General features: G+C 37.5%; 22 protein-coding genes and 1 riboswitch. Of the genes, 13 read left to right on the top strand and 9 right to left on the bottom strand.

What is annotated here, in order from left to right; genetic code table 11:
* Positions 1–68: 68 nt before the first annotated feature.
* Positions 69–503: a hypothetical protein gene (locus tag MKY78_RS05875; protein WP_339216922.1), complete on the bottom strand. Its 435-nt coding sequence runs from the start codon at positions 501–503 to the stop codon at positions 69–71.
* 345 nt (positions 504–848) lie between these two features.
* Between MKY78_RS05875 and truA the strand changes: the two genes are divergently transcribed.
* Positions 849–1586: a tRNA pseudouridine(38-40) synthase TruA gene (truA, locus tag MKY78_RS05870; RefSeq protein ID WP_339216921.1), complete on the top strand. Its 738-nt coding sequence runs from the start codon at positions 849–851 to the stop codon at positions 1584–1586.
* Between the two features lie 779 nt (positions 1587–2365).
* Here truA and MKY78_RS05865 read toward each other — a convergent pair.
* Positions 2366–4438, bottom strand: coding sequence for a cation:proton antiporter (locus tag MKY78_RS05865; RefSeq protein WP_339216919.1), 2073 nt, complete (start codon positions 4436–4438; stop codon positions 2366–2368).
* Between the two features lie 612 nt (positions 4439–5050).
* Here MKY78_RS05865 and MKY78_RS05860 point away from each other — a divergent pair.
* Positions 5051–5287, top strand: a complete 237-nt coding sequence (locus MKY78_RS05860; RefSeq protein ID WP_339216917.1) for a small acid-soluble spore protein Tlp — start codon at positions 5051–5053, stop codon at positions 5285–5287.
* Between the two features lie 510 nt (positions 5288–5797).
* Here MKY78_RS05860 and MKY78_RS05855 read toward each other — a convergent pair.
* Both MKY78_RS05855 and MKY78_RS05850 read right to left on the bottom strand, forming a co-directional pair.
* Complete coding sequence (locus MKY78_RS05855; RefSeq protein ID WP_339217849.1) at positions 5798–6031, bottom strand: hypothetical protein; 234 nt, start codon at positions 6029–6031, stop codon at positions 5798–5800.
* Between the two features lie 147 nt (positions 6032–6178).
* Positions 6179–7234 (bottom strand): NAD(P)/FAD-dependent oxidoreductase, encoded by a 1056-nt coding sequence (locus tag MKY78_RS05850; protein ID WP_339217848.1) that lies wholly within the window; start codon positions 7232–7234, stop codon positions 6179–6181.
* A 229-nt stretch (positions 7235–7463) separates the two neighbouring features.
* Between MKY78_RS05850 and MKY78_RS05845 the strand changes: the two genes are divergently transcribed.
* The 4 genes from MKY78_RS05845 (at position 7464) to MKY78_RS05830 (ending at position 11348) form a co-directional block, all read left to right on the top strand.
* Positions 7464–8255: an ABC transporter ATP-binding protein gene (locus MKY78_RS05845; RefSeq protein ID WP_339216915.1), complete on the top strand. Its 792-nt coding sequence runs from the start codon at positions 7464–7466 to the stop codon at positions 8253–8255.
* Between the two features lie 4 nt (positions 8256–8259).
* The gene (locus MKY78_RS05840) at positions 8260–9186 is read left to right on the top strand and encodes an iron-hydroxamate ABC transporter substrate-binding protein (RefSeq protein ID WP_339216913.1); all 927 of its coding nucleotides are present in this window, start codon (positions 8260–8262) and stop codon (positions 9184–9186) included.
* A 174-nt stretch (positions 9187–9360) separates the two neighbouring features.
* Positions 9361–10341 (top strand): iron ABC transporter permease, encoded by a 981-nt coding sequence (locus MKY78_RS05835; protein WP_339216912.1) that lies wholly within the window; start codon positions 9361–9363, stop codon positions 10339–10341.
* Complete coding sequence (locus tag MKY78_RS05830; protein WP_339216910.1) at positions 10338–11348, top strand: iron ABC transporter permease; 1011 nt, start codon at positions 10338–10340, stop codon at positions 11346–11348. Before MKY78_RS05835 ends, MKY78_RS05830 begins: the two co-directional genes overlap by 4 nt.
* Positions 11349–11392: 44 nt before the next feature.
* Here MKY78_RS05830 and MKY78_RS05825 read toward each other — a convergent pair whose 3' ends face one another.
* The gene (locus tag MKY78_RS05825) at positions 11393–11851 is read right to left on the bottom strand and encodes an acyl-CoA thioesterase (RefSeq protein WP_339216908.1); all 459 of its coding nucleotides are present in this window, start codon (positions 11849–11851) and stop codon (positions 11393–11395) included.
* 179 nt (positions 11852–12030) lie between these two features.
* A riboswitch (cobalamin riboswitch) is annotated at positions 12031–12206 on the bottom strand.
* Between the two features lie 213 nt (positions 12207–12419).
* Here MKY78_RS05825 and pepV point away from each other — a divergent pair.
* Complete coding sequence (pepV, locus tag MKY78_RS05820) at positions 12420–13829, top strand: dipeptidase PepV (protein ID WP_339216906.1); 1410 nt, start codon at positions 12420–12422, stop codon at positions 13827–13829.
* 128 nt (positions 13830–13957) lie between these two features.
* On the opposite strand, the gene cysK is transcribed toward pepV, so the two are convergent.
* Complete coding sequence (gene cysK / locus MKY78_RS05815) at positions 13958–14875, bottom strand: cysteine synthase A (protein WP_339216904.1); 918 nt, start codon at positions 14873–14875, stop codon at positions 13958–13960.
* A 203-nt stretch (positions 14876–15078) separates the two neighbouring features.
* On the opposite strand from cysK, the gene MKY78_RS05810 reads away from it, so the two are divergent.
* Positions 15079–16884 carry a M3 family oligoendopeptidase gene (locus tag MKY78_RS05810; protein ID WP_339216903.1) on the top strand — a complete coding sequence of 602 codons (1806 nt, stop codon included), beginning with the start codon at positions 15079–15081 and terminating at the stop codon, positions 16882–16884.
* 99 nt (positions 16885–16983) lie between these two features.
* On the opposite strand, the gene MKY78_RS05805 is transcribed toward MKY78_RS05810, so the two are convergent.
* A complete protein-coding gene (locus MKY78_RS05805) occupies positions 16984–18117 on the bottom strand; it encodes a zinc-dependent alcohol dehydrogenase (protein WP_339216901.1) in 1134 nt (377 codons plus the stop codon).
* Positions 18118–18282: 165 nt separating this feature from the next.
* On the opposite strand from MKY78_RS05805, the gene MKY78_RS05800 reads away from it, so the two are divergent.
* Positions 18283–18891: a cadmium resistance transporter gene (locus MKY78_RS05800; protein ID WP_339216899.1), complete on the top strand. Its 609-nt coding sequence runs from the start codon at positions 18283–18285 to the stop codon at positions 18889–18891.
* Between the two features lie 92 nt (positions 18892–18983).
* Complete coding sequence (locus tag MKY78_RS05795) at positions 18984–19160, top strand: DUF2187 family protein (RefSeq protein ID WP_186868925.1); 177 nt, start codon at positions 18984–18986, stop codon at positions 19158–19160.
* 303 nt (positions 19161–19463) lie between these two features.
* On the opposite strand, the gene MKY78_RS05790 is transcribed toward MKY78_RS05795, so the two are convergent.
* Entirely contained in the window at positions 19464–19655 is a 192-nt protein-coding gene (locus MKY78_RS05790; RefSeq protein ID WP_339216897.1) for a YbxH family protein, read from the bottom strand.
* Between the two features lie 115 nt (positions 19656–19770).
* Between MKY78_RS05790 and MKY78_RS05785 the strand changes: the two genes are divergently transcribed.
* Positions 19771–21804: a catalase gene (locus tag MKY78_RS05785; RefSeq protein ID WP_339216895.1), complete on the top strand. Its 2034-nt coding sequence runs from the start codon at positions 19771–19773 to the stop codon at positions 21802–21804.
* A gap of 74 nt (positions 21805–21878) precedes the next feature.
* Here the strand turns inward: MKY78_RS05785 and MKY78_RS05780 are convergent, their stop codons facing one another.
* Positions 21879–22907, bottom strand: a complete 1029-nt coding sequence (locus MKY78_RS05780) for a ketopantoate reductase family protein (RefSeq protein WP_339216893.1) — start codon at positions 22905–22907, stop codon at positions 21879–21881.
* A 182-nt stretch (positions 22908–23089) separates the two neighbouring features.
* Between MKY78_RS05780 and MKY78_RS05775 the strand changes: the two genes are divergently transcribed.
* Complete coding sequence (locus MKY78_RS05775; RefSeq protein WP_339216891.1) at positions 23090–24571, top strand: methyl-accepting chemotaxis protein; 1482 nt, start codon at positions 23090–23092, stop codon at positions 24569–24571.
* An 88-nt stretch (positions 24572–24659) separates the two neighbouring features.
* Complete coding sequence (locus tag MKY78_RS05770; protein ID WP_339216889.1) at positions 24660–25394, top strand: sulfite exporter TauE/SafE family protein; 735 nt, start codon at positions 24660–24662, stop codon at positions 25392–25394.
* The last annotated feature ends 15 nt before the right edge of the window (positions 25395–25409 follow it).

The following is a 25409-nucleotide window of genomic DNA, read 5'->3' as shown; positions in this document are numbered from 1 at the left end:
ATATCTTTAAAAATAATCATACATTTGTCAATATAGTTTAGGGATAACTTCAATAGTCATTCTTTAGATCACTTTAGTCTAACTAGTATTATAGATAGGAAGATAGGTGCGAATAAACTCCTTGTAAGTATTTGATAGGTAGCTATCTTTTCTTTTATATATCCATAATGATGATTAATTTTATGATCTTCTAGTTCCAACAGCACCAGCACACCTGTTGTAAAATATGGATCACTTTTAATAGTCATTTTTGTGAAAAAGCCAATTCCAACCTCTTCTGAAAGTATTTGTTTACCTGCTAAGGAGTTATTAGAAGCAAATAATATATTAAGGTCACCATATTGAGAAATTGTATCAAGATGAACTAGAGGAACTTTATACTTTAAAACCCGATCTTCTAGAAAAGCATCTAAAAATAAGTCAAGCAAATGCTTGGAGAGTACCTGATATACTGAAATATTTATCTGAGCAGCTGAGTAAGGATTGAATATGTTTATTGACATGTTCCCACGAACGAACAAATCAGTCGATATGTTCCCGCATACGACCTTTTCACGAAAAACCGCAAATACATCAATTCTATCAACTCGTCCCATGTGGAGTGTGTAGCACTACTTACAAGAAAATAATGAAGTAAGAGAAGAACCATTTCTAATTTAAACCTTCCTTTTGGGAGGTTTTTTATTATTTCATATATCTATTATGTAGCGAATGAACAATAGACTACCAAATATCAAATTTTTAGTTCTAATTAAACCTAGTTAACGTTTCGTGCAGACGAATTTTTTATTGTGGGATTCTTATGTCATAATAGAAGATATCAAAAGATAATAAGGAGAAAGCATGCAATGAACAATTATAAATTAACGATTCAGTATGATGGTGGCCGTTACAAGGGTTGGCAACGGCTTGGTAATAGCGACAATACGATTCAAGGGAAAATAGAAAATGTGTTAACAGAGTTGGCCGGAGAGAAGATTGAAATCATTGGATCTGGAAGAACGGATGCAGGTGTACATGCTCTTGCGCAAATCGCTAATTTTAAAATGCATAAAAATGCAACCGAAGAAGAAGTAATGGATTATTTAAATAGATATTTACCTCATGATATTAGCGTGGTGGATGTAACGTTAATGCATGATCGTTTTCATGCACGCTATAATGCCAAAGATAAAACCTATTTGTATAAAATTTGGAACATGCCCTATACACATCCTTTTATGCGAAAGTACAGTATGCATGTGTCGGAAAAGCTTGATATCGAAAAAATGAGAAAAGCATCTGAATATTTTCTAGGTAAGCATGACTTTACTTCCTATTCCAATGCAAAGTCGAAGAAAAAGTCCATGGTCCGTGAAATTTACTCACTTGAGATAATGGATAACGAGGGCTTTATCGAAATCGAAATACGAGGCAATGGCTTCCTTTACAATATGGTGAGAAAAATGGTCGGAACGTTAATTGAAGTTGGATTAGGACAAAAAGATGATGCTACCATACCAACTATTCTCGAATCAAAAGAAAGAATCCAAACAGGTCGTATGGCAGAAGCCGAGGGGTTGTATTTGATGAAGGTTGGTTTTTAAACGCTCACCTTATTTACAGCAGAGAATTTATCGGATGCAGTGAAGAGTGCAAGAATGATGTATATGTATTTGATAAATAATCTGGAAAGACAAGGTTCTTCAGAAAATAAAGCTTCGTAGTCTGTAGTTTTTGTTTGTCATTTAATTATTGTAGAACAACAATTGTAAAGCCTTATACCGGACATGATATGTCATATTATCTTATAAGGCCACTCTATGAATGTAGTAGTTATTTTGCTTAAATATATAGGAACATTTTTGTTCAAATTGTACTAGTTCTTATTTGATGTTCGCTGACCCATACTATAAATAAGACTTATGCTATAAATAGTGGAGAACAAGGAGTTTGAAAGGCTATCGAGGAGAGTTTTTCTAAAGAGATTATTTGGAATTGCAGCGGTAAGTGGCGGTGCATTCGGAGGGACACTGTCAGATTCGATTGGATACGTGATGTCATCTTATAATCGGATTTATCGTAATGGTTTTCAAAGATAGACTTCGATTAAATTTGCAATTTCGTATTCATCCTCTACAACAAGTACTTCTGCTGTCATGTTCTCACCTTCAATGTTAATGGATTAGACTGTAACTCAATTGGATTATATCATAATTTGATTGGAAGGAACTGTTAATTCCTGCTTTGTTCAGGTTAGGAAGATTAGTATGAAAATAAAAAGATAGACCATTGGAGCTCCAATGGTCTATTAGCTTGTTGGTAAAAGGATTAATAATTAGCTGTCTAGTTTAGAGGTGTACAATTTTTTAACATAATCTGTTAATCAGTCATACTCTTCATAGTCTTTTTTCCTTAGCACTTCTTTTGGTACTTCAATACCTTTTGAGCCTCTTATATCTACTTCCTCTTCTTCTCGCGGATAATAAATGATGAAGCTTTCTGGTTTGACAATTGCTAATTTCTTCGGTAACTCTTCAAGCTCTGGATGCCAAGCAACTGTGCCTCTTCTTGCACTTAAAATAACAATAATATCGTCCTCTACTAACCTTGTTTCCAGACCTTCCTGCAACGCTTTCCAGCTATCTATTGTTCGTATCTCGGTAGGAGGCTCTGGTTTAATTTGCTTCAGATATGCTTCATATGTGTCAGTTGAATCGTTTATAACTAAAACTAATAAGGAAGCACTTAGGCTCGCAGTTAATCGTTTAATTCGTTCCAATGCATCCATAAATCCTGGTTTATGATCTGCCCCATACGGAATAATTAAAATAATTCGTCTCGTTGTTTGTAATGGGTGGCCTAACTTGGTAACTAATACCGTTTGTGTTGTTTGGTCAACAAAGCGATCAATAACACTTCCAAATAATTTATTTGAGTTTCTCTCGGCATCCCATCCAATTACAACCGTATTAATTCTTTCTTCTGCAATGGCTCTAATGATGCCGTTTGACACGTTCTGATCTACCCTAGTTATCGGTCGAACTGGTATCTCGGCACCAGCAGCATACATAACGGCGTGCCCTAACATTTTTTCAGCTTGAGCAACCTCATCATGTGCGGTAGTAATATCCTTTTGAACGACAGTTAGAGGATACAAAGGCTGTTCATCTGTATGTGAATGCTTAATCATATTTGCAAGATCAAGTAACGATTCCATTGTCTCTGGATTGGCCAAAGGGATAAGAACACGTTCAGGACTTTGTTTTCTTTCACTCGGCTTTTGTTCTTCTTTTAAGGCTAATTTTCTACCGTATTTTTCCACGAAATATGGTCCTACAATACAAGTTATTAAAATCATGATAATAACAGCATTCACTGTTGCTTGGTCCAATAGTCCAACCTCAAAACCAACTAATGTGGAAGCAAGTGTAGCTGCCGCCTGTGGAATAGTTAACCCAATCATGACATTACGTTCTTTTTTAGAGTAGTTATAAATCTTGCTAATAATGAGCGGTGCTAGTGCTTTTCCTATAATGACAGAAAGAACAATTGCTCCTGTGATAATCCATGCTCTTGGGTTGTTGAATAATACACTTAAATCCATCAACATCCCAACAGATAATAAGAAGAATGGGATAAATAGTGCATTACCTAAAAAGCGTATTCGATTCATTAATGTTCCATGTTCAAGTACAAAACGATTTAATGCTAAACCTGCTAAGAATGCCCCAATGATTGGTTGCATGCCAGCAATAACCGCTAAAAATCCGGAAACAAAGAGAATAACCATAACATATGTAAAATTCATTACACCTTCGTTTTCAGAGTTTCGGAAAAACCATCTAGATAATATTGGAGTTCCCCAAAGAATAATGAGTACAAATACGATTAATGAGATTGTCATTTTTATCCAAAAATGAAGTGATAATTGGCCGGCAGCAGCACCGGTAACTACTGCTAATATTAATAAAGCGAAGGTATCTGTTAGAAGTGTACCTCCAACAGCAGTGGTCACTGCCTTGTTTTTCGCAATTCCAAGTCTACTGGCAATAGGATAAGCAAGAAGTGTGTGCGAGCCGAGAATGGAACCAAGAAGGATGGAAGCTGTTAAGCTATAATCAAATATAAGACCGACACAAGTTCCTAAGACAAGTGGAATAGTAAAGGAGATGGATCCAAATAAAATACTTCTTCCCCGATACTTTTTAAAGCCATCAATATCTAGCTCTAAACCTGCAATAAAAATGATAAATAGTAATCCGATTGTACCTAATAATACAATGGTCTGATCTCGTTCAAGAAGATGAAAACCATTCGGGCCAATAATGACTCCGGCAAGAATTGGGCCAATAATGCCAGGGATTCTCAGTTTTTTCATCAATATTGGAGTAATTAAAAAGATAACCATTGCGATAGCAAATATAATAACCGGTTCTTCAATTGGAAGCTTTATCAATAAATCTCCCTCCTTAATAAATTTTTTATAGTAGCCCCTTTAAAGTATCAATTTAAAATTCTACTATATAATATTTTAAACAAATTTATTCATTAAATGTCTTTTAATATTGGGTATAAAATTCCTCCTAATTTATTATTTAAATCTAACATAACAGTGTAAGCGTTTTTACTGCTAGCGATAAATAAGGTGAACTATAAGTAGCGTAAGATTAGGAGGGAAGAGGATAGTAACGTTGTTTTATTTAGCAGTGCAGTCACTGGACTTGGTGAGCTACAGCATTACAGTTAGCTACTGAAGATTATCGTTTAAGCTTGGTAGATTATAACGAGAAGGATGGAAGAAACAGCAGAAAGTGTAAAAGAGCTAGGAGCTGAAGTGATTTTGTAAAAGCCGATGTGTTGAAAGAAGAGGATGTGCAACATTATGTAGCTCAAACAGTGGACGCTTTTGAGATTACTTCCGTACGTTCTATAGTCTTAATAAGGATAGCTATCAGGAGAAGTTAGATGATGAAAAAGTGGTTTAGGGAAGAAGGAAGTTTCTTTTTCGTATATAAAAAAGAAGCAGAACCAAACTACCATTAAAAGCAGTTAAATATGGAGGTCCGTAATGAGTGATCAAAAAACCCCTAAACCTGATAATCGAAAGAATAATGTGGAAAGATTACACGATATGATGGAAAGAACAGAAGCAAAATTACACGAGGCAGAAATGAGTATGGAGCATGTAAGTCCAGAAGAACAAGAGCGCATCAAACAGAAAAATGAACATAGAAAACAATCTATCAAAGCGATGAAGGAAGAGATGCTAGACGAAATGAATGACCGAATGAATGGGGATATTTAAGCGAGTTTTCGGATCATTTAGGTGAAAATTCTGTTTTGCCAATAGGGGGCTTTTTTGGCTGCTGAGAAAGTAAAGTTGTTATAAACGAACACGATGAAAAAGATGGGAGAAAGTGCTCCTCTATGCTCAAAATGAGTAGGAATGAGTGGTAGAGGTAACAGAGAGAGTCTCAGTTACCAAAATGAGGAAGGATAGCCGAAAAAGGTAACAGAGAGCGCGTATCAGTTACCAAAAAGAGGAAGGAAAGCTGAAGAAAGTAACAGAGAGAGAGTCCTTCAGTTACCAAAAAGAGGAAGGATAGCGAAAAAGGTAACAGAGAGCGCCCCTCAATTACCGAAATGAGGAAGGAAAGCCAAAAAAGGTAACCGAGAAGTCGGATGCCCGATTTCTTAATTAACCGTGCAGAAGAAAACTACCACATTGCATAAAGACGAGCGAATGTGGTAGTTTTCAAACTGCTGGTGAGTTGCTGTTTTACTAAGTGTATTGGCTACTAATCTTTTTAACTGTTTAATAGTAAGGATAATATGGTGCCCCATATCCATAAAACGGATAACCATATCCATACGGAGGGATTAGGGCGCTTCCTAATAGCCCACCTAATACGCCTCCAATAAATGGTGCTCCAAACCCATATCCATATCCATACCCGAATGGTCGACCAAAACCGAACGGTCTACCGAATCCAAATGGCCTTCCGAAAGGCCGAGGTCTAAATGCTCTTTCGTCGTTTTGTGTTTGCATGGAATATAATCCTTCATACATCTATATGTTCCTCCTTAAAAAGATCTTTTAAGTGATTAATTGGCCCATATGGTAATGTATGTAAGGGAATGGAGATTGCTTGGGTATCAACCTAGGAATAGGTACAAATTTTAGTAAGCATAGCAGTTATTTGACTAACTTCTTTATTATATCTTTATTTCTTTCTTCAAAAACCTCATTATGTGAGGAGACCATAGCCATTTCATTAGCTTTCGGTTCAATAAACAGCTTTGCCCTGTTAACGGCGTTGGCAGCATCTTGGAATGCCCCAGCTATTAAATGTAATTTGCCATCGTGCTTTAAAATATCCCCAGCCGCAAAAAGGCCAGGGATCGATGTTTCGCTCATCGAAGTGCCCTCGATGTAAAAGTCATCAATTAAATTAATATCCAGTGGACTATTTTTTATAAGGGATATATCTTGATCAAATCCATGGTTAATCAAGACATGGTCTACCTCCAGTTGAATAGCTTCACTCGTTTTATCGTTATGTAGTTCTACATATTCAATTTTATCCTGGTTCTTGTTTGCTAAGAAATTAGTTATCGATGTATGGAAAAGACATTCTGCGGAACTATTTAATAATTGTATAATTTGTGCTTCATGTCCCTTTAAATGCTCTTCATCTTTTCGATAGGTAAGATATACTTTTCTGGCGATTGGCTCTAATTCATTTGCCCAATCAATAGCTGTATTACCACCACCTGATATGAGAACCGTCTTGTCCTTAAACTTCCTTAACGATTTTATCGTATAGTGAAGGTTTGAAATCTCAAAGCGCTCGGCACCTTTTATATTAATCTTTTGTGGGCGTAAAATACCACTTCCAGTTGCAATGATAACGGTTTGAGACAAATGCTCTTTCCCAGATGACTCCGTTAGTAGGAACTGTCCGTCGTCAAGTTTTTGAATAGATTCTACTTTCGCATTTAATACGACTGTTGGATTGAAGGTTAAACCCTGCTCCACGATTTGATCGATCAATTTCGCACCTGTAACAGGTGTTAGCCCCCCGACATCCCATATCATTTTTTCTGGATAAATATGTACTTTTCCACCTAAATGTGGTTGGAAATCGATAATCTTTGTTTTCATATTTCGTAATCCACTATAAAATGCAGCAAAGAGTCCTGCAGGGCCCCCGCCAACTATTGTTACATCAAATATGTCATTAGACATGATCTACCGCTCCTCGATTATCATCATTGGTTTATCACCATAACAAACTTTTTTAAATCTTCAATTGACAATGAGAATCATTTTCGTTATATTATTGATTGTAAACGAAAATGAGAATCATTATCAACACTTTTTTCGATTTTTCTGCAGAAGGAATACAATAATCTTTCCAGCCTGCAAAGAAAAGCTACTATTGGTTAAAGTGGAAGTTTTTCTATTATGGGAGGTAATTATGCATAGATTACATACGGACCGTGTGCGTCTAGGGTATGGGGAACGAATCATTATAGATGACCTATCACTTGCGATTCCCGATAAGAAGATAACAACTATTATCGGATCAAATGGTTGTGGGAAGTCGACATTATTAAAAGCGCTAACACGTATCATTTCTCATCAATCCGGAGCAATTATGTTAGATGGCAAAAGCATTTTAAAAGAGAATACGAGATTACTAGCAAGAAAAATGGCCATTCTTCCACAAACTAATGAAATTCCGGTAGGTTTAACGGTTGGAGAGCTAGTATCTTATGGACGGTTTCCTTATCAAAAGGGATTTGGTAGATTAAATCAATCCGATTTGGATGCTATTGACCGGGCCTTGGAGAAAACAGGGACAGCCGAATTTAAGTATGAATCCGTGGATTCGTTATCAGGAGGACAACGGCAACGGGTTTGGATTGCTATGGCGCTCGCGCAGGAAACAGAGATTATCTTCTTAGACGAACCGACTACCTATCTAGACATGGCACATCAATTAGAGGTGTTGGAACTTTTACAACAATTGAATAAGGAGGAGGGAAGGACAATTGTAATGGTGCTGCATGATTTAAATCAAGCTGCACGATTTGCTGATTATATTATTGCGTTAAAAGACGGCAAAATTGTTCGTTCTGGTTCTAGTGAAGAAGTGATTAATCATGAAGTACTGAAGGAAGTTTTTCAGATAGATGCGGTGGTTGAAAAAGACCCGAGAACCAATAAACCGATTTGTATTACCTATAATTTAATTAAGGGAGCGTAATGTTATGAAAAAGATAATCCTATTCATTGTCCTTATCGTACTACTAGTTCTTAGTGCATGTGACAAGGAAACGGCTAATGAAAGTCAGCAGTCAGATAAGAGTGACTCGAAGCAGGAAGATACAATCATCTATGAATCTGAAAATGGTCCGATTGAGGTGCCTAAAGACCCACAGCGTGTCATTGTTCTTTCGTCCTTTGCAGGAAATGTGATGGCTTTGGATGTTAATTTAGTAGGTGTCGATGCTTGGAGTAAGCTAAATCCTCGTTTTGAAGAGGGGTTAAAGGATGTAGAACAAGTATCAGATGAAGATTTAGAAAAAATAATTGAATTAGAGCCAGACTTAATTATCGGTCTTTCCAATACGAAAAATGTGGATAAATTAAGTGAGATTGCCCCTACTGTACTCTTCACGTATGGTAAGGTAGATTATCTTACACAACATATTGAAATTGGTAAATTATTAAACAAGGAAAAAGAAGCGACAGAATGGGTTCAAGACTTCCAAAATCGTGCGGTAGCAGCTGGAGAGGATATACGTTCTCGTTTGGGTGAGGAATTAACCGTTTCGGTAATTGAAGGCTATGATAAACAAATATATGTATATGGCGATAATTGGGGACGTGGAACGGAAATTCTTTATCAAGAGATGAAGTTAAAAATGCCAGATAAGGTAAGAGAAACTGCATTAGAAGCGGGTTACCATGCAATTTCTCCAGAAGTGCTACCAGAGTTTATCGGTGACTATGTGGTAGTTAGTAGTTTCTCTGACCAAGAGAATGCGTATTTAGAGACAGAAACCTATCAATCTATTCCAGCAGTGAAAAATGGAAATGTAATTGAAGTAAATGCGAACGAATTTTACTTTAATGATCCACTTACATTAGAGCTTCAATTAGAAACATTTATCAAGGCATTTCAGGAAAATTAAACAAGAATAGAGAAGGGATTCGCTATGGAGTCTCTTTTTCGGAAATCGGAAAGTATAACCGTTATTCCCGTCAGCATAAGAAAAACGAACACATTCGTTAAAGGACGAGCACATGCGCGTTTTTCTAATAAGTCCTAAGGAAGAAAGTTCGGGGTTAAGATGAGTAAACAATTCATGATATATAAATTTTTCATCACGATTACAATAGCTGTCATTGGGTTTGCGGCATCTTTATTATTTGGTGCCGCAGACATTGATTTTCAAAGTGTGTGGCTAGCCTTAACTTCAAGCGATCAAACAGATCAGATAACCATTATTCGAGAGCTTAGAATCCCAAGGGTAGTAGCGGCGATGTTTGTTGGCGCTTCTTTATCGGTAGCTGGTGCGATTATGCAGGGATTAACAAGGAATCCTTTAGCAGATCCTGGATTGCTGGGACTAACAGCTGGAGCGAATTTGGCATTAGCCATCACCATAGCGTCTATTCCTTCTGCTAATTATTTCTCGATTATGCTTGCTTGTTTCATAGGAGCTGCTATTGGTGCTCTACTCGTCTTTGGCATTGGACTCATGAAAAAAGGTGGATTCTCACCGTTTCGAATTGTACTAGCAGGTGCTGCGGTGACAGCGTTATTAACTGCGATTTCGGATGCTATTGGTATTTATTTTAAAATAGCTAAAGATGTATCGATGTGGACTTCTGGTGGGTTGATAGGGACAACTTGGAAGCAACTATTGGTTATTATACCTGTTATTGTTATAGGAATTATTGTTGCTATCCTATTCTCACGTCAGCTAACTATCCTAAGTTTACATGAAAATGTTGCGGTAGGGCTGGGTCAGAAAACGAGGAAAATTAAGGCTGTCTTATTCGTTGTAATCATCCTTTTAACAGGTGCAGCGGTAGCACTTGTTGGTAATATGGTCTTTATTGGATTAATGATTCCCCATATGGTGCGTGCAATAGTAGGGACAGATTATCGTGTTATTATTCCTTTTTCTGCTATAGTAGGGGCTACTTTTATGATGTTAGCTGATTTAGCTGGGAGAACGATAAATGCCCCTTATGAAACACCGGTTGCTGCGATTGTCGCTATATTGGGGTTACCATTTTTCCTAATCGTGATACATAGAGGGGGCAAGGTATTCTCATGATCCGTCCAGAACTAGTAGTAAAACAGCGAATCATATTCTTCTCATTGCTTGTTCTGATTATCATTACTGCGATAATATCCATGGGAATAGGATATTCCTCTGTCTCCTTTGATAGAATTCTTCCAACATTATTTGGTGAAGGAAGTTTTAAGGAACACTTTGTTCTATTCGAGGTAAGGTTGCCAAGGATTTTAATTACTATTCTGGCAGGTGCGGCATTAGCGGTGTCAGGCTCTATTTTACAAGGGATTACTAGAAATGACCTAGCAGACCCAGGCATAATTGGAATAAATGCAGGTGCAGGTGTAGTAATTGCTATTTTCTTTTTATATTTTCCAATAGATGCAGGAAACTTTGTATATTTATTACCAGTTCTTGCTTTTATTGGTGCATTTGTTACAGCGGTAATCATTTACCTTTTATCTTATAAGAGAAATAGTGGATTCCATCCAATCCGATTAGTATTAATTGGGGTTGGATTCGCGATGGCACTTTCAGGTGTTATGATTGTGGTTATTTCTTCCGAAGAGCGGGAAAAGGTAGATTTTATTTCAAAGTGGATTGCAGGCAATATATGGGGGACAGATTGGCCTTTTATTATAGCATTACTTCCTTGGTTAATCCTACTTATTCCTTATGCTATCTATAAGGCAAATCGGTTAAACATTCTTTCCATGGATATGCCTGTTGCTACAGGGCTTGGCATATCGATTGAGAAAGAACGATTTTCTTTATTGATAACAGCAACGGCTTTGGCTGCAGCAGCCGTAGCGGTAACGGGAGGAATTGCTTTCATCGGGCTGATGGCCCCACATATGGCTAAAGCATTAGTAGGACCAAGAAATCAATTGTTCATCCCAATTGCAACACTTTTAGGTGGATTTCTATTATTGCTGGCAGATGTGATTGGACAAAATTTGTTACCAGATGAAGCGATCCCAGCTGGAGTCATGACAGCAATAATCGGCGCACCCTATTTTATTTATTTGTTAATGAAACGAATCTAGTAATGGGGCTTCATTTTAGCATATGGGGGAGAATATATCTCCCCTTATTGTTTGGCTAACTTTGCCCTTTTCTTCTGTGCCTCTTGAAATAACTCAAGCTCATGCTCTGTTTCTGGAATCACCCCTGGAACAGGTACTGGCTTACCATGTTCATCAATCGCTACCATCGTAATAAAGGAGGTAGTGGTTAGACTTTTTTCCCTTGTTTTAAACTGTTCACATTCAACCTTCACATAAACCTCCATGGAAGTTCTCCCCGTAGAAATGACAAACCCCTCTAAAGTTAAAATATCGCCAACTCTTGCTGATGATAGAAAATTCACCCTATCAATGGATGCTGTAACGACTACCTTCCCACTGTGTTTCATAGCAGCAATCGCAGCAATTTCATCAATATAAGATAAAACCTTTCCGCCAAAAATGGTACCTAAGTGATTAGTGTCAGGTGGTAACACCAATTTGGTTAGAATAGTACGTGAAACATTTGTAGATAGCTTTTCCATTACACTCCCTCTTTCTTCTTTTTTTGTACTATAGGTCTCTTCAAAAAGCGATGGAATTAAAAAAATCCATCCTTCTTAAAGAAGATGGATTTTGATGCAGGTGTAAAGGATAGACCACACGACTGGTCTATAGCTGTTCATTATACCCTCATATCCAACCTTCTCAATTCCCGAAGAAGATTATACATCATAGAACTGGCAGGTCTCCTGACTTATGCTTCACCCTACTTTAAGCCTTCCCGTCTTAGACAGTGGTATTCTTATTTCGTCAGCATTTACAGTTGCGGGGACAGTTCTGGATTTTCACCAGATTCCCTATTAAGTCTATTAAGACACCAATTCTACTGGCATACCTATATGTAGTTGTATGGCAACAGACCATATTATAAATTTAATATAGTTTGTTGATTATGCCAATTGTTTTAACGAATGTTAGTACATGGGAATGGAATGATAAGTAATGTGAACTATTATGCTAAATTCTGGTTAAGGAGTAAAATAAAGATGTTGTTAGAATACTGAGTGAATCAAACGTTTGTTTGAAATAAGTGGAAGGAGTGAAATACATATGGCTACCATCAATTGGATGGAGGAAGTTTTAAAGAGAAAAGACGAATTTATTAAAGATCTACAAGGACTACTTCAAATTAAAAGTGTCCTAGATGAAGAAAATACTTCTGAGGATGCTCCATTAGGACAAGGCATTAAAGATGCCCTACAATATGTGTTAGATTTAGGTGAGGAAAACGGATTTTTGAGTAAAAATGTTGATAACCTTGCAGGTCATGTTGAAATGGGGCAAGGGAAAGAATTAATTGGGGTATTAGGGCATGTCGATGTCGTTCCAGAAGGGGATGGCTGGAGTGTTGATCCTTATAGTGGCATTGTAAAGGATGGTAAAATCTATGCTCGCGGATCTAGTGATGATAAGGGTCCGACTATGGCAGCATATTATGGAATGAAAATAATAAAAGAACTAGGGCTACCTTTACGTAAGCGAGTTCGCCTAATTATCGGGACAGATGAGGAAAGTAACTGGCGTTGTGTCGATCATTATTTTACACAAGAGGAAATGCCTACAACAGGATTTGTACCAGATGCGGATTTCCCTATTATTTTTGCAGAAAAAGGAATCGCGGATTATGATATTGTCCAACCCATTCCTAAGCAAGAACCATCTGCAAGCTATCAACTAGTATCCTTCCAATCCGGTCGCAGATACAATATGGTGCCAGATTTTGCGCAAGCAACGATTAAAGTACAAGAGGCACCTACTAAACTAATAGAAGATTATCTTGGCTATTTGAAAGAGATAAAGCTCGAAGGAGAAGCTACTACCGAAAATGGTGAGTTGTTCTTTCGTTTAATTGGCAAAAGTGCACATGGTGCTGAACCACGTCATGGCAAAAATGCCGGAATATTATTAGCACAATACTTACAAAAGCTTGAATTAGATGAAGAGGGACAAAAGTACATGTCAACTGTATCAGCGTTCCACAATAAATCACGTGGAGAAGTTTTCGGAATTGAGTATGAAGACGAAGACTCTGGTGATTTAACAATTAATGTAGGTGTGATGAGCTATAGTAAGGAAGCTGGGGGCCGCATTGGGTTAAATATGCGTTATCCTGTCACATTTGATATTGAAGAAGGAAGAAAGAAAATTGAAGCAACCTTACATTCAAAAGGCTTACAATTAGAAAACTTCTCGGATTCGAAGCCAACTTATGTGAAAAAGGATGACCCTTTAATTAAAACATTGCAAAAGGTGTATGAAGAACAGACAGGTGAGAAGGCCGACTTATTAGCAATTGGTGGAGGAACCTATGCGCGCGCATTAGACCATGGGGTTGCTTTTGGAGCCTTATTCCCTGGACGAGAAGATGTCATGCATCAAAAAGATGAATATGCTATTGTCGATGATTTATTACTGGCAACGGCGATTTATGCCCAAGCAATTTATGAATTAGCAAAGTAATAAAATAGAGGAAGCATCAAGAGTGAAAGGCAAAACAAAGAGAAGGTAGTGTTAAACCGAATGATTACACAATTCCAGAGAGGAATTTGTATGATCATTCGGTTATCTTTTTATGCAAACCTTTTTCCTTATTCAAACAATCCCATGCTTAAATAACGTTCACCTGTATCTGGTGCTATACATACTACACGTTTTCCTTTTCCTAACTTTTTCCCAACTTGAATTGCCGCGTAAACAGCTGCAGCGCCTGAAGGACCGATAAAGATTCCTTCTAATTGAGCTAATTGACGAAGCATACGAATTGCTTCTTTATCCTCAATTTGAATAATTTCATCATAGATGGCTGTATTCAATATAGTTGGAATAAATCCAGGACTTGTTCCAACAAGCTTATGCTTTCCAGGCAGACCACCGGATAGCACTGGGGATCCTTTAGGCTCTACTACGGCAATATGTATGTGGGGAAGGTTCTCTTTTAACACTTCACCAGTTCCAGTTACCGTTCCACCCGTACCAGCAGTACACACAAATCCATCTAAGCAATGATCCATTTGCTCTAATAGTTCTAATGCAGTAGTGGTTCGATGAATACTAGGATTTGCCTCGTTTTCAAATTGCTGTGGTATGAAGCTACCAGGAATTTCTTTTTGTAATTCTAATGCTTTACGAATACAGCCTGGCATTTTTTCTTCACTAGGTGTTAATACAATTTCTGCACCATATGCTTGTAGGATTCTTCTTCTTTCTAATGTGCTATTATCGGGCATAACTAAGATGGCTTTATATCCTCTTGCAGCTGCATTCATGGCTAATCCGATTCCCGTGTTCCCACTAGTAGGCTCAATAATCGTTCCACCTGGTTTTAGTAGACCTTTTTCTTCGGCAACGCGAATCATATTAAATGCCGCACGATCTTTAACGCTTTTACTAGGATTGAACATTTCTAGTTTGACATAAATATCCGCGGAATCTTCAGGAACAACTTTATTTAATTTAACAATAGGGGTCTCCCCAATAAGCTGAGAGATGTTTTGTACGACTTTCATTATATACCGACTTTCTTTATAGGAATTTTAATGTTTCCGTCATTTTACTACTGAAATAAGCTAAAAAGCAAACAGTTGAATGATGGTACATATAGCCTCATATACGCAATCATTAGTGGAAAGTGTTTCTATTATTAAAAGTTATTATAGTTTTCAAATATTACGTGAAGGTTTACAATGATAGAAAGGGAGCGTGAAAATAAATGAAATATATAGATACTTGGGATTTAGAAACAATTTTCCCTGGAGGTACGAAATCCGAGGAATTACAGGCTAAATTAAAGGATGTCCAAAATCAAATTACAGCGTATCAAGCGTTACTGAATGATTGGGATTATTCGTCTCAGTCCGTTGACACGTTTAAAACGATTCTTAACAAGCAAGAAGTAATTGGAAAAGGGTTAGGTCAAGCTGGAACATTCGTAAACATGTGGCATGATGCATATATGAATGATGAGCATGCCAATGTAGTAAAGGGCCAGATTATGGAGCTTTATAGTGAAGTTCAAAAGTTATCCAATACATTTACGAAAAAGCTAGTTGAAATACCAGATACTAAATGGACTACTATGCTAGAAGATAGTGATTTAAAAGAGCTTTCTTTTGCATTAAATGAGATTCGTTCAGAAGGTAAGCGCCTATTATCAGAAGAGGAAGAGAAGCTAATTGCCGAGCTTAACAAGGATGGTCTTGCTGCATGGAGTAATCTTTACGATACAGTAGTATCTATTATGACGATTCCATTTACGGATAAAGAGGGCAATACTACCGAATTATCGGTTGGTCAAGCAATGAATAGAATGTACGCAGATCCAGATCCTGAAGTAAGAAGTCAACTGTTTGAAAACTGGGAAGCGGCATGGACAAAGTACGGTCCAATCTTTGCAGATACGTTAAACCATTTAGATGGATACCGTATTACGTTACAAAAGAAACATCAGTATAAGGATCATTTAGAAGAACCTTTAGAGTATAACCGAATGACAGAGGACACACTAAATGCCATGTGGTCCGCTGTTTCCAATAATAAGAAACCATTCCTAGATTTTCTTGATCAAAAAGCAAAATTATTAGGTATGGAAAAACTAGGCTGGCAGGATGTGGATGCTCCTGTAGCATTAGGCGAAGTGAAACCTACTCAGTTTACTTATGATGAAGCATGTGATTTTGTTATTGAAAACTTCTCATCCTTCGGGCCTAAATTAGCTGACTTTGCGAAGCATGCGCTAGAAAATCGTTGGGTAGAAGCGGAAGACAGACCAAATAAACGACCAGGTGGCTATTGCACCTCACTTCCAGAGTTTGGGGAATCCCGTATTTTCATGACATTTACTGGTTCATCATCCGATACAAGCACACTTGCTCATGAACTAGGACATGCTTTCCATAGTCATGTGATGAAGGATCTGCCAACATTAAATCGTCGTTACGCCATGAACGTGGCAGAAACAGCTAGTACGTTTGCCGAAACGATTATCGGAAATGCAACTGTAGCAAATGCCAAGACGAAAGAAGAAAAAGCAAGTCTTCTAAATGCAAAATTAGAAAATGCTACGGCGATGTTTATGAACATCCATGCTCGTTTCCTATTTGAGGATGCATTCTATAAAGAACGTGCTAAAGGGATAGTCTCAGAAAAGAGATTAAATGAACTTATGGTTGAAGCACAAAAAGAAGCCTATGGGGATAGCTTAGCTAGCTACCATCCACACTTCTGGTGTAGTAAGCTTCACTTCTTTATTGATGGAATACCATTTTATAACTTCCCGTACACATTTGGATTCCTATTCAGCTTAGGTATCTATGCTGAATACTTGAAGGATAAGGATGGTTTTGAGGATAAGTATATTGCGTTACTTCGTGATACAGGTTCTATGAAAGTAGAGGATCTTGCTCAGAAGCATCTTGGCGTCGATATTACGAAGGAAGATTTCTGGGCTGCTGGCATTCAATTAATGGCAAAAGATGCAGCGGAATTTATTGAATTGACAAATGAAATTGTAAAATAAAGTTATCAAAAGTGATTGGAACATAAGAAAGAGCCGGACAATATACGCATTCATTGTTCGGCTCTTTTAATAATCACATTTAAACTCAACACTTTACTTTTAAGGTTTTAAAACTACTTTAACACAGTTATCCTCTTTATTATTGAAGATCGTATACGCATGTGGAGCATCCTCTAATCCTAAGCGATGGGTAATAATTTTCGTAGGATCTATCTCCTCATTGATAATCATGTTGTATAGATGTGGCATGAAATGACGCGCAGGTGCTTGTCCCATTTTAATTGTTATATTGCGGCTAAAGAAAGGGCCTAATGGGAACATATTATAAAGTCCACCGTATACGCCAGTAATTTGTAATGTTCCGCCTTTACGAACAGCTTTCGTAGCAATTTGAATGGGTCCTAATGTCCCACCCTGTAGCTTTAATTTTTGTTCTACCCATTCAAGTGGAGACTTTTTCCCATCCATTCCAACACAATCGATAACAACATCGGCGCCACCTTTGGTAATTTCCTTTAAGGTTTCCCCCATATCTTCATCTTTCGTAAAATCAAATACTTCTGTTTGATTTATTGTTCTAGAGAGTTCTAGTCTGTTCTGGATGTAATCCACTGCAATGACACGTTCTGCCCCTTGTTTCCATGCAAATTGTTGTGTCATTAATCCGATTGGTCCAGAACCTAATACAATCACCGTGTCGCCTGCTTTAACCCCGCTATTTACAACACTCCAGTAAGAAGTTGGTAATACATCCGATAAGAACAGTAAAGATTCGTCTTCTAATTCACAATCCTGCGGTATGATAAAAGGAGTGTAATTACCAAATGGTACTCGCAAATACTCCGCTTGACCACCGGGATAGTTACCAAATTTCTCCGAGTACCCAAGATATCCACCAGAATCATAATGTGGATTGGCGTTATCACATTGGCTCTCTAATTCATGATGGCAATAATGACATTTCCCGCAAGCTACTGTAAACGGTATAACGACACGATCACCCTTTTTTACTTTGGTGACATCCGATCCCACTTCTTCTACTATTCCCATCGGTTCGTGTCCAATGACATAGCCAATTGGAAGAGGAAAATTCCCCTGATAGAGATGTAGGTCAGAACCACAAATCGCAGTAGAAGTAACTTTAATAATCACATCTTCTTTGTCTTGAATAGTTGGCGCTTGAACATCTTTCACCGCAACTTGATATTTACCTTGATACGTAACAGCCTTCATAATACCTCCTGGAATTAACGTAATCTATACAGCTATTTTGTGTTCAATTGGTGAAAGTATGTATTCTTCATGAACCTAGCGATAGAAAGTTGTTATGATCTTGGTCTATTCCAAAATTCCCAAGCTTATAATAGTATTAAGCTCGTCTTATAGGGGGAATTTTTCTTGGCTACAATTCTAACAATGGCTATCATGTTTATTGCTGCAGGTATCGATGAAATGATCGTACTCATTTTTTTGTTTGCTCATGCTAAAAGTAAACGACAGGAAAGGCAAATATATATTGGACAGCAATTAGGAATGACTGGAATCTTAATTATCTCCTTAATAGCTCTATATGGAATATCTTTTATTACTGGAAAATGGACAGGCTTATTTGGTTTACTTCCAATAGCCATAGGAATAATGGCTTTATTTGAAGGGGATGATGAAGAGGAAGAGCGCGAGAGAATTCTTCATAAAACCTCGATATTCAGTAATCTTACGCTTAGAGTCTTTGTTATTGCATTAGCTGGCGGTGCAGAGGAAGTTGCGATTATGGTGCCATATTTTACTACATTGACTTCTTATCAAATTATTCTTGCTTCGATAACGTTCTTTGTTATGGTACTGATATGGAGTGGATTATGTCATCTATTAGCTTCTAGTTCAAAAGTTTATACGTTTGTAAATAAATACAAAAGAATCATTATTCCTCTAGTATTTATCGGGATTGGTCTTCATATCCTATTGGAAAATGACACGATTGAAACTATTCTGGATTTATTTTTGTAAGGCGTTTTACTTATTTATTTATAGTGAATCTGTTATCATGCCATGTGGAATACTATTTATATGTAAAGAAGAAATAGAAGGAGTTTTAAATAATGGCAAAAGCAAATGAAGGCGATACAATTGAAATTTTAACTGGAGATTATAAAGGGAAAAAAGGAACTGTTCTTATCGTACGAGAAAACTCTGTCATTGTGGAAATTGGACATAACAAGGTACGTGATGAACCAATCAAGACCGTAATTAACCACAAGAATTATGCATTAGTTTGATGAATGGAAGAGGCTTTAGACAAAACTATTTCTAACATAGGATAAACCGAACATTAAAGTTAGCGCATCAAATCCGCCCCGGAAATATACTTGCGGTTCGTGGGCGGCTGGTGAGCCTCCTCAGAGCTAAAGCTCTTCCGGGGTCTCAGGCAGTGCCCTTTCCTCCCACAGGAGTCTCCGTATATTTCAGGGGCTAATGTGGTGATTGTTCGCATTTTATTACCTTTGTTTTAGTTAAGTCCCAGCCTCTTTTAAATTTGGCCACTTTATGGTCTAACATAACGTCAACTGATTAAACCACCGTTACAATCCTCTTTCCTCACAATAAGCGTTTACTAATTCTTCTATCATGTCCACTTCAGGATAGTTACCGGAAAATCGAAATGTAATTTCTTCGACAAATTGCCCATCTTGATATACGTGGATTGCCCCGTTTTGCTCAATAACACTAAACTCTGGCTCGAAACGATAACCACTGCGCTCAATCGCACCCATTTAGTCCACCCCTCAAAATATAGTGTTGTATTAGTAATTTGCTAACTTGCCCTATTCAATTCATATGGATAAATGAACTAATCACAGCATATCCATTAATGGGGAGGTATGCTGAATGACGGATAAGCGAAATGAGAACGAAAAGGATGCGCAACTGGAGTCTTTTCGTGTAGATGACAAAGGGAAGTATATGACTACTAACCAAGGACTTAGAGTGTCAGAGGATGAGCTTTCCTTAACAGCTGGCGTACGGGGGCCAACCCTAATGGAAGATTTTCACTTTAGGGAGAAGATGACCCACTTTGATCATGAAAGGATTCCAGAAAGGGTTGTTCATGCTCGAGGATTTGCTGCTCATGGTGAATTTCAGCTTTATGAAAGTATGGAACAGTATACGAAAGCGAAAATCTTTACCGATACTTCAAAAAAAGTACCAGTATTTGTCCGGTTTTCCACCGTAAACGGTTCAAAAGGATCCGGTGATACGGCAAGGGATGCTCGTGGGTTTGCAACGAAATTTTATACAGAAGAAGGAAACTATGACCTCGTAGCGAATAATATTCCAGTCTTCTTTATACAAGATGGAATTAAATTCCCAGATGTAGTGCACTCATTCAAGCCTGAGCCTCATAATGATATTCCACAGGCATCGACTGCACATGATAACTTTTGGGACTTTGTTGCTAATAATCCTGAAAATGCACACATGGTCATGTGGATCATGTCAGACCGAGCTATACCGAGAAGCTTTCGAATGATGGAAGGGTTTGGGGTTAACACGTTTCGATTTGTTAATGCAACTGGTGAGGCATTTTTTATTAAGTTCCACTGGAAGCCAAAGCTCGGGGTACATTCACTAGTTTGGGATGAAGCGCAAAAGCTGATGGGAATTGATCCTGATTTCCACCGCAACGACTTATGGGATGCCATTGAAAGAGGAGATTATCCAGAATATGAGCTTGGAGTACAAATCGTACCACAGGAAGATGAGTTTAAATTTGATTTTGATTTATTAGATGCAACCAAGCTGATTCCAGAGGAAGAAGTACCTGTTAAAATCATTGGGAAAATGACATTAACCAAAAATGTCGATAACTTCTTTGCCGAGACTGAGCAAGTAGCATTTCATCCAGGGAATGTTGTACCTGGCATTGACTTTACTAATGACCCGTTATTACAAGCTCGCCTATTTTCATATATCGATACCCAATTGATTCGGCTCGGTGGTCCTAACTTTCATGAGCTTCCTATTAATAGGCCGATCTGTCCATTCCATAATAATCAACGTGATGGATTTCATAGGCAGGCTATCAATGTTGCCAGAGTAAATTACCACCGTAATTCTCTTCAAGGAAATACTCCAGCACCTGCGTCACCTGAGCAAGGTGGATATAAGCATTATGAGGAGAAGGTAGACGGTAAGAAAATTCGCGCGAGGAGTAAGAGCTTTACAGATTTCTTTTCTCAAGCAAAGCTGTTCTGGAATAGTATGAGTGAGCCGGAGAAAAAGCATATTATCGATGCGTTTAGCTTTGAGTTAGGAAAGGTAAAGAGCAAGTCGGTTCGCCAGCAAAATGTAGATTTATTTGCTAATGTTGATCTACAGTTAGCACAAATCATTGCTAGAAATATTGGGGTCAAACCGCCAACCGAGGGAGGTTCTCCTGTTACAAAAGCATCCCCAGCGCTAAGTCAATTAAATACTACGATGACTGCTAAGACACGTAAGGTTGCTGTCATTATTTCAGATGGCTTTCACGGTAATGTAATAAAATCAATACTTGATTATTGGAAGAAAGAAGGACTCGTAGTAGAGTTTATCAGTGAAGATTTAGGACCAGTAAAAGGAACCAATGGTGTTGTATTAGAGGCTGTGCAAAATGTCTATACTGCTCAATCCGTATTATATGATGCTGTCTTCATGGTGCGCGGCAGTAGCACAGATAAAATGTTTAATGAAAAAGCAGCTTATTTCATTGATGAAGCATATCGTCATAAAAAAACGATTGGTGCAATAGGCGAAGGGAAGAAATGGTTAGAGGCTAACCAGATGGTAAATAAACCTGGAGTAGTAACGGATGAAAATGTGAATGAGTTTGCAAGACACTTTGTTCAAGCAGTTGCACGGCATCGACATTGGAATCGATAAATAAAAGGGAACTAGATGCCTTGAGAATGGTATCTAGTTCCCTTTAAAGGATTTAGAACGTATAAGTAAAATAATTACTTCTTAAGTGCTTTAAAGTAATCAATATTTCCTTCGAAGGTAGGTACTGATTTTTCTTCTTCTGCCTTTTTAACTAGTTGTACAACAAGATTGTTATATGGTGTAGCAATACCTAGTTCTTTTCCTTTTGCAGCTACGAATCCATTAATATAGTCAATTTCCGTTTTTCTTTGTTTTTCTAGATCTTGGAGCATACTTGCTCTTAGTAAGGCTTGGGGTTCGAAAGCTTTTCGAGCAAATCCAATAGCAGTTGGTAAATTACTTTCATCTTCTGCTAGTTTAAAGACACCTAAGTCAAATCCAGCAAGTGGAGCAAACGTTACACCAGCTGCTTCTCCAACACGAATCGTTTCGTCTGCTAATGATACAGCACTATAAACACTCGCTTCGTCTTTAATAACCTCACCAAAGTTACAGCCAAGTGCAGCTGACATACCACTTAAAGCAACATTAACTAGTAACTTAGACCATTTCGTACCAACTAAATTATCTGTAACATGGGTGCCACCAACAAGATCTAAAATCTCTTTTATTTTTTGCACTCTATCTGTAATAGACCCATCTAATTCCCCTATTTGGAAAGCATTGCTTTGGAAAGCTTCTGTTGCGGTAGTTAATTCAGAAACACCAGGTTCCTTAAAAGTAGCACCAAACTCAACAGAACCTCCAATAACACGTTTTTCTCCTAAAATAGAGACAAGGCTTTCTTCTGGTACACCATTTTGTAGTGATAAAATAACACTGTCCTGATGTAAATAGTTTTTCAAGTTTGATACAACATCATGATTAAATACTTGCTTAGTAAGTAATAAAATTAAATCATAGTTTCCAGACATTTCAGCTGGTGTAATAGCTTTAACCGGAATCGTTTCATTCATCGTACCAGTAATGGTTGCACCGCGTTCATTTAATGCCTTTACATGGTCTTCGTAAACATCGATTAATTCTACCTCCTCATTCCCTTTCGAGATAAGTGCACCAATAATGGTCCCTAAAGAACCTGCCCCCATAATTCCAATTCTCAAGTTAAACAACCTCCTAAGTCGATAATACATTCTCTAGTAAACCTAATACATTTAGCTTATAGGAACAAGTAGAACTCTGGCAAACAAAACGACATATATTGAAAAAAATAAATAAACTTCACAATAAAGCATTAGATGACGATATAGTAGTATGAGTAAGTTTGTATATGAGGGGGAAGACCATGAATCATTTAGATACATATAATACAAAAAGGGTTCATAAAGTAAATTTTATATTATTATTTGCCATCACGTTTCTGTTAGTAATACCAATCGTATTGGCTAGAGGTGTGGGAGATAGTATTGGCATTATTATAGCTGGTTTAGTCGTCATTATCATCTCTACTGGTAACTATTTCTTGCCAATACCAGCCTATGTGAAAGGGTTTATTTTTGCACTAATCCCAAACCTAGTTGTGATGCTGCTATTCGTTATAGATGGATTTGCATTAAATAAGCACTACCTTATATTTTTAACAATAGCTATGATTGCGTTGTATTTTAAAAAAGAATTAATATTAATATTCGGTATCGTATTAAACATACTTTTATTTGCTTTGTACTTCCTAGAGCCTACAAATCTGCTTTCGATTGATGATAATTTAAAGGGATTTATTACAGTAATCGCTTTGGTAGATGGAATTTTAATTGCGCTATATCTATTAACGAAATGGGGAAGAGATTTAGTAGAAGAGTCATCGAAAAAAGAATTAGAAGCGAAGGAATTACTAGATAAACTGCAGGATACTTTCCATACAATTGAAGATGGCGCGAATAAATTAGATTCAACAATAGGTCAATTTAATAAGGATATTTCAACAATAGTTGAATCCAGTGAGCTAGTATTAGATTCGGTTCAACAAATGGCTACTGCTATTCAAGATGAAGCAGAAAGTGTTAGTACGGTTAATGAATCGATGGGCTCATCATTAGAGAAAACAAATCAAACGATAGCCATTTCGCAAAATATCGTAGAAAAGTCAGAGCATATGAATGGGGAAGTGCAGGCAGGTTGGGAAAAAGTTCAACAGGCAACCAATCATATCCGTACGGTAAATGATGCAATTGGCACAACTACGTTAACAGTAACAGATTTACAGGACAGCTTAGGTAGGGTAAATTCATTGCTGCAAGGTATTAGGGATATAGCAGAACAAACTAACCTACTAGCATTAAATGCTGCTATTGAATCCGCACGTGCAGGAGAGTATGGAAAAGGCTTTGCCGTTGTAGCAGATGAAGTTCGTAAACTAGCAGAACAAAGTGCTAGTATTACGGTTGATATTACGGAGGTAACGGATAACCTGTTTCAAAAGTCAGAGAGTGCTAAAGAAAAATCTACTGAAGGAGAGCTTGCCGCTCGTGAAGGAATGGAATTATTGAATGAGGTATCTTCCTTCTTCGATGAGCTGAAGAAATCCTTTAAAGATACGAGCACTAGTCTATCCATTGGCATGAAAGAGATTCAATCCGTAACAGTTGATTTTAAAGCTATCCAAGAACAGCTCGAAAACGTAGCAAATATTTCGGAGGAAAATGCATCATCCACACAAGAAATTGTTTCTACATTGGAAAGTGAGCATGATCTAATTACATCGATTAATACAGCAGTAGTCGAAATAAGTGAATTAAGTAAGGAATTAAAGCAATTAATTAACAAGTGATATAACAAATAGTTATCAATGTAGATAGAAATATAGTATTTTTTCAAATTACCAATAAGATCTATACTGAATACAGGGGGGATTCAGTATGGATCTTATTTTTATCTTTTTGACAGGAATTATCGCTACAACTCTAGGGACAGTAGCGGGTGGGGGAGGATTAATTAGTCTTCCGATGATGTTGTTATTAGGAATACCAATTCACTCCGCAATTGGCGCAAATAAAGTATCTAATACGGTTAGTTCTTTTTCGAGTTTTTTTCATTTGCTCAAGCATAAGAAGGTTTCACTGAAAGAATGCTACTGGATTGTTCCGATTAGTATTACAGGCGGACTGAGTGGAGGATTAATTGCAACGTTACTCCATCCTGAACATCTCTATATCATTGCCATTATCCTATTATTATTGGCACTTATAACTTCTATGATTGGAAAGCGGAATTTTCAAGGTGGTAATGTTCTAAAACCAACTAAAATAAGTATTCCTGGCTTGTATGGTATCGGGATTTATGACGGTTTATTCGGCCCTGGTCAAGGGACATTAATGCTTTATCTCTTTGCCTACTTAAAGATTGATTATATTAAGGCGGTAGGCTATGTGCGTTTTGCGACGTTCTCAAGCTGTATTGGTGCAGCTCTGATGTATATTGCATCAGGGAAGATTATGTGGGGTTTAACACTTGCGCTGCTTTGTGGGTCATTCATCGGAGCGCAAATTGGCGTTCGAGTAGCTGAAAAAATTAAACCAGCATATATGAAGCCAATTTTACGTATCGTGACTCTAGCTCTAATCGTTCAAGTGTTTGTGGAGAATATGATATAAAGAAAAAAGCCAGCT

The organism is Ornithinibacillus sp. FSL M8-0202 (assembly GCF_037975285.1).
Classification (GTDB): domain Bacteria; phylum Bacillota; class Bacilli; order Bacillales; family Amphibacillaceae; genus Ornithinibacillus; species Ornithinibacillus massiliensis.
This window is presented reverse-complemented; position numbering and strand designations above follow the sequence as displayed.